Origin of the sequence: Syntrophaceticus schinkii (assembly GCF_000946815.1) — a bacterium.
Taxonomy (GTDB): Bacteria; Bacillota; DSM-12270; order Thermacetogeniales; family Thermacetogeniaceae; genus Syntrophaceticus; species Syntrophaceticus schinkii.
In genome coordinates this window covers 1-1235 of sequence record NZ_CDRZ01000210.1, presented here as the reverse complement: position 1 = coordinate 1235, position 1235 = coordinate 1, and the positions used below count along the sequence as shown (strand labels likewise).

General features: G+C 41.9%; 1 protein-coding gene. It reads left to right on the top strand.

Going from position 1 to position 1235, the window contains the following annotated elements; translation table 11 throughout:
- Positions 1 to 386 precede the first annotated feature (386 nt).
- Positions 387 to 1235: transposase (locus SSCH_RS07540; RefSeq protein ID WP_052835445.1), on the top strand; the 849-nt coding region annotated here is incomplete at its 3' end.

Sequence of the window (1235 nt, the reverse complement as noted above, 5' to 3'; positions counted from 1 at the left end):
TCATACAAGCCGTTGCTGCAAAGCACTAGAACATCGCCGGGTGTAGGAAACAAGCAGTCACGCCCACAACAGGTTGATTTCGCCCTCCCAAGTCCTGAGTAAGCTTATTGCGCTCTGGATGGCTCTTGGCCTGTTCTAACCCTTTTTCACCAGTCCGCAGCCACTGTATCGTCGTTGGTCAATTGTATTATTCTGTTATTCCGAATCAGATAAGCCCTGCTGTCACATGTGCAATATGTATCTTATCACCCGAGAGTATTTCATTCTAAAAAACTCATTGAAATCAAGGCTTTAAAGGCCTAAAATAAAGGCTTCACCCCAACTTTTGCCGAATTATAAGGTAAATCAAACCAAATAAAACAAAAGTGGAAAGGGATGAAGCTACCTTGTATATTCGACAACAGTGCCTGATTTCCTTCGAAGATGCATTAAAAATGCAACCTGAAACTAGACTGGAAAAGATTTTTAGCACCCTTGATTTGAATCCAATAATATCCAGGCTACCCAGAAAACATAATGGACCTCGAGGATACAATGCCAAATACAAACTAAGAGCATTAATAGCTGCAAAGATAGAGCAAATACCGACAATGGCTGCATTGGTCAGAAGACTAAAAAATGACCCTGTATTTCGATACATATGTGGATTTGGCGTAATTGCAAGCGTACCAAGTGAAGCAACTATGAGCAGATTTTTAAGAGAACTAACAGAAACAGGTATTCTTAAAGAACTGTTTAATTCGCTTGTAAATAAAGCCGAGCAAATGGGGGTTATTGACTGCACCTCTATTGCAATAGATTCCACAAAAATTGAGGCTTATGAGAAAACCAAGCCTAGAAAGTATGTATCGCAAAACGGTAAAAGCGCTGACTGGGGCGTCAAAAGAAACACTGATGGCAACACTGAAGCCTGGTTTGGCTACAAAGTACATGCTGCTGTGGACACAAAATCAGAGTTACCAGTAGCTATCACCGTAACACCGGCCAATGTCCACGATAGTGAAATAGCTTTAAAACTGGTTAAAAAGGCCAGCAGCGTTCTGGTTAAATCACCCAAGTTCTACCTGATGGACTCTGCGTATGACTGTAATGACATTTACGAAACCATAAAGAATGACTTTCACGCCCAGGCAATCATAGCTCTTAATCTTAGAGGGACCAGGCAACCTAGAGCTGGCTTTGATTTTGATGGGACCTATTTGTTCCGCAGGGTTTCGGATGGTTTACTGGGGCAC